Source organism: Bartonella sp. AU18XJBT, assembly GCF_028618595.1.
Taxonomy (GTDB): Bacteria; Pseudomonadota; Alphaproteobacteria; order Rhizobiales; family Rhizobiaceae; genus Bartonella.
In genome coordinates, this window is the sequence record NZ_JAQITE010000064.1 from 1 (window position 1) to 5,398 (window position 5,398).

A 5,398-nucleotide genomic window follows, 5' to 3' on the forward strand; every position below is an offset into this window, starting at 1 on the left:
CTGTCACACCAGCAAAAGACTTTTCATGCTTTTCTTTTGCGTTAGAGGTATCATAGCTTTCTGATAGGGTGATATTATTGCCAGCATCGATGTTCACATCACGATCAGCTAAAACATCTGCTGCTTGCATGTTTACATCATTGTCAGCAGTAATCTGCACATCTTGGCGTGCCGTGATGTGTGATTGTGTGGAAGTGGTTTCCCATTGATCGCCCGTATCTTTAGCGCTTGCAATTCCAACACCTACAGAAGCACCGCTTTTGCTCTTTTCAAACTGAAACCCAAAACCTTCCCGCTCTTCTTGAGAGTTTGACTTATGGCTATTATGACCAACAAGCCCATTGACATCATGCGCTGCCGAAAGGTTAATCTTCTCACCGGCAAGATCAGAGCCAACAATTGTCACATCTTTTTTCTTGGCAGTGATGTTGATCGTGCCATCCGCATTGAGAGAAGAACCTTGATGCTCAAAACTTTCTTCATTTTCTGTCTTTCCCTCACGCCCGTATATCGACACAAAGCCCTTTCCTGATCCCACACCAAAACCCGTTTCATGGGTCTCTGAATGGCTCTTATGATGATCTGTCATGCCATCAATCGTCACACTTTCTCCGCTCACATTGATATCTTGACCGGAAAGCAGATGAGAAGCAGAAATCTTGGCTTCTCCTTGTGCGTCTAACACGATGTTGCCCGTCGCCCCAAGGATAGAGGAGACCGTTGTGCTATGCGATTGAGATGTATCAGAAGATTCCTCATGCAAAAAGCCACTTGATGACGATTGTGCTTGCTGATCCAAGTGTTCTTGGGCGCCTTTGATGACAATCTTTCCCCCAGAGTGAATGGTAATATCCGCTTGTTTCTGTTCTCCTGGTGCTTCCTCTCCTGACGTTTCATCTGCCTTACCGGCTACAAGCGTCGAGGCGACAACTTCCGTGTTGTTTCCAGAATCAATGGCAACGCCTTTGCCCCCAGATATGAGTGAACCGGAAACTTGGGTAGCATCAACCTTGTTATGCTCAGATTTGCTGCTACTGAATGCTCCTCCCTCTTTGTGATACGACATCTCATAATGTAAGCTATCCTCTGCATTGTTGATCAGGACATCGTGGCTGGCTTTCAGCCCTACCTTGCCATCAGCCGCAATGGAACTACCTGTGATAGTGAGATCATGCGCCTTGCCATCCTGCCCTGCAATGACCGTGGTATCACCTCCCGATTTTATCGAAGAGCCAACCGCATGAGAGGCTTGCATGTCCACTTTCGTGTTTTTGGCGCGAAGATGATATTCCATCTCATCGTTTCGCACCCCTATTGTTATCTCCCCTTTCGCACCAAGTCCAACATTGCCCTTCGCATCTATATCGGAAGCAGCCATATGGATATCCTGCCCTGCAATGACAGTGGTCTCTTTTCCAGAACTTAAATGAGAGCCATTGTGCAAGGCAACATGGGAGGTTTGATCCCCGCGATGGCTATTGGCACTGTTGCGCGTGGCATCAATCGAAACATTCCTCTCAGCCTGTAAGAGAAGTTTATCCTTTGTTTGAACATCAGAGCCTAGAATATTCAAATCTTTTCCAGAGGCAAGTGTCGTTGAGCCTCCAGAGTTGACTTCTGATTTATGATGCATGGTGGCATCACCCTGTTCATCATGGTAATGGGTTTCTGCTGAACCGATCGTCAAGTTGCCTTGTTCTGTAGCCATGGCAAGATCACCTCCGGTGGTGATCCCCACCCCTGAGGCGGTGATATCTTGCTTAGCAATCACCGTTGCATTACCACCAGCAGAAAGCGCCTCGGTGTTTAATACGGTCTCCACGCCGTCAACCGTTGTGCGCCCTGCGTCCAAACGAATATTCTTCTCCGCAAGGATAACAGCATCACCACCCGCCGCAAAATGCCCCCCTTGACTGAGGATATCCCCGCCATGCACATGCAATTGGTGGTTTGCCGCAATCCGCCCTGAATTGGTTATTGTGGAATTGCTCGTATTTTGGCTGGTGATATTGACATCATCGCCCATGATCAAAGCCCCAGCAGAAACAACGGAGGATCTGTCTTTTTCGGGGATATAAAGCACCGGTGCATAAACATCCATGCCCTTGACCTGTTGGCGCACATAAATCACCATCGGGGCTTCTAGGGACGCCAATTGTTCTTCACTCAAAGCCTCACCAAAAGTCAAATTGTGTGCTTTTGCATAGTCTGCCCCGACATCCAGCAAAGTTTTGACTTGTTCAATGGCATCACTTCCAGGAATAAAGGAACCTTTGCCCAAACCTTGACCAACAAGATCACGCATTTGTTTTTCAATCAATTCCTTTTCGAAATAAGCATCGCCTAAGAAAAAAATCTCCCGATCAGGATTGTAGCCAATTCTGTTCAAATAATAGGCTGAGCCATAAAACTTGCCAACATCAAGGAATTCTGCCCGCGTTTCATAAATGAAATTCTGGTTGGGCAGCGTGCCCCCAACACCACCCGATTGGGGCTTTGGTAAAGGGAGCCCCTCAGAAAGCTCCCCCGCATTATTGAGATCTACTTTTGGTATAAACAAAGCACCAGCCCCGGTTAAACCACTTAAGGACTCCAGTGGATTGCCTTCAACCGCTTGTGCTTTAAAATGCGCATCCCCTGTAATCGAACCTTCCGCTGCCGTGTTATTGAGTTGATCGACCACCAGATTTAAAGTGCCACCCGCTTGGACAAGACCTGGAACGCTCTCCAAAGCTTCTGAACCAATCTGGCGTTCCTTGCCATTGACTATATCTAAAGAAACATCGCGGCTTCCATCAGCTTTATAGCCATAACAATAACCATCCTGCGTATTGGCATTACAACCCATATAGGTTTTTTTATAAGCTGTTGCCCCCAAATTGGTCAGCACATTGGCTTGGATATCCGCATTTCCCTCTGCTCTCATAATGCTATAATGGTTGTCAATGGTATCAGCGTTAATGATGAGGTTGCCACTAGATTGTATTACCCCCGAAACAGTTGGTTTATGCGAAAATGCTTGTGTGACAGTCTTTTCTGTCATATGTGACCAATTTTCGTTTATTGACCCAAACCATCCTCCCTTCCGCCGAGAACCATTCCATTGGTAGCGTTTTACGGACTTTTGATCATAGACAGGCTTAAATTCCCAAGTAAAAGCCTTATAGACTGTTCCATTGCTTGAAATTGCGGTGCCATAGGTTTCTTCTTTGCTCGACCAAAGAGGAACATCCAAGAAAATTCTTACGTGCCCGTCAAAAGGTCCGGTATGACTTTGATGTTCGTGCCCCTTTCCCCAGAGGTTGGGACCATCTTGATATAACATCCCATCACTGAGTTGGTCAGAATCCTTTGGTCTTTGGAAAGAAATATCGCTATATTCCGTTTTTTCCGTGATGACAGGCGTGCTATCGGCTTCGTTTTTCAAGGTGTTGGTTTGGATATTTAAGTTTCCACCTGCTTGAATAAAGCCCGCTTTGTTAACAAGGGAAAGGCTTTTTCCGCTGCCTTCTGCATTGGTAAAAAACAAATCACCCTCTGCAACAATGGCGCCAAAATCATTGAGCAAAGCCCCATCAACTTGTAAAGCACCATTGCCCTTCACATAGATTAAACCCGTTTTGTTGTTGGTCACATCCCCCGTCACGCTAAAGACTAAATCCTGCCCCGATGCCAATTGACCGCTATTTCCAAGCTCCCCCGTTTTGATCACGAAATCTCGTGCTGCTAAAACAGAAGTTGCCTTATCCACCATAACGCCTGGAGCAACAAAGAGAATATCTCCAGTCCCCCCTTCATCGGTAACAGCTTGGAGCCGTGCATTGTGAATCTCAAGAGCATTGGTGCTTTGAAAGTCTAAACCGCCATAAGACAATTTGCTGCCCGAGACATCAATATGATCTGCAATTAAATACAGCGTTTGCGGCGTGTAAATATGAGAACGATTATTGCTTAAATCGAGAGTTGTTGCCGTCAACCTCACATCCCCCTCAGCAGACAGCACATTCTCAACACTGATCCCTCCAGATACCGATGTCAATGTGGCTGTGCCATAGCCAATGACCTGATCATAATAGATGTCGTTGCCTGCAAAAATTTCAATATTGCCACCACTGGCTATCTGACCAACCTTCACCCCTTCTTTTGCTGTAATCAAAAGAAAGCCCTTTTTATCTAAAACAAGATCCCCTGAACCGCCCGTAGAAACAACACCTGTCATCAGTGTGCCTGCATCAAGGCTGCCAACCTTTAAAACAGCTTTTTCACCCGTCATCAGCGAAGAAAAGTCAACCGCCCCGCCCTCAATATTTGCCTTGCCATGAGCTAAAAGTTGCCCAAAATGAACCGGGGCATTTGTTTCTGGTTGTGCTTGAATGGCAATATTTTGATGCGACAGAATTGTTTGAGAAACAGAAAGCCCGTTATGAGAAACCAGAGTGATATCTCCTGCTCCATAAACACTTTCAGCAACAATCGCACCTTGACTACTCTGGAGATCAACATCCCCTTGGGTGCCAAGAACAACAACTCCAGCTGCACCCGTTGCCGCCATATCAACTCCACCAGCTAAAAAATGAGCTTGTATATCACCACCGGCATGTGCCTTGAGCTTCCCTTGCGCTAAAACAATCCCCTCAAGCCTCAAGTCTCCACCCGCTTCAAGAGCCATATCAGCGCCTGACCCTAGCACTGAAACTTGAAGTGTCTGGCGCGAAGACAGCTCCATATTACCCCCAGAGGTTGCCTTGCCGGCAATCGATAAAAGCCCATCCTGCGCCTCTATTTTTAAATGACCCTCAGCGCCAACGGCTTCTAACGTCACATCCTTATGTGCGGCAATATCAATATGCTTTTTTTGATTCTAATGATTAAAATTAATCACCTATATGGAGTAATGAATGCATACATACAAAACGTATCATATTGCAAGCGCTCTATGAGAGATATAAAAACTTATCAAACGAAACGTAAACGATGCGTATGATCTTAATCACTCATTTGAATAAAAGAGCCTATAAACGCTTTTCATTGCTATCAAACGTATCAAACATAACGTCTTTATCTTTAAAGAGATTCATTTAAAACAAAGCATATGATCATGACACTTCTTTTAAAAATATTTTAAAATACTAAACTCAAAATTGAGCTGAATGAATTAAAAGAACGCTTTGTCTAAAATCAAAACGCTTTGTAGCTTTATCAATCCAATCAAAAGCAAATGTGTATTAAGTGAATGTCTATAACAAAACCCATTTTTTACATTTACGCGCGTTGGTTTTTAAAGCAGCGTTTCAATAAGACAATAAACAACCGCTTTTATAAAATATAAGGTTTTCAAGATTTTGCTCTGCTGTGAAATCTAGATCTTTGTTTTTTCGTAAATGAAACGTTCTTAAGC

Annotated in this window: 1 pseudogene; it reads right to left on the bottom strand. The window is 44.8% G+C overall.

What is annotated here, in order from left to right:
* Window positions 1–4,855 (bottom strand): annotated as a pseudogene (locus PVV60_RS09430) (hemagglutinin repeat-containing protein); the annotation flags it as partial.
* Window positions 4,856–5,398: the final 543 nt, after the last annotated feature.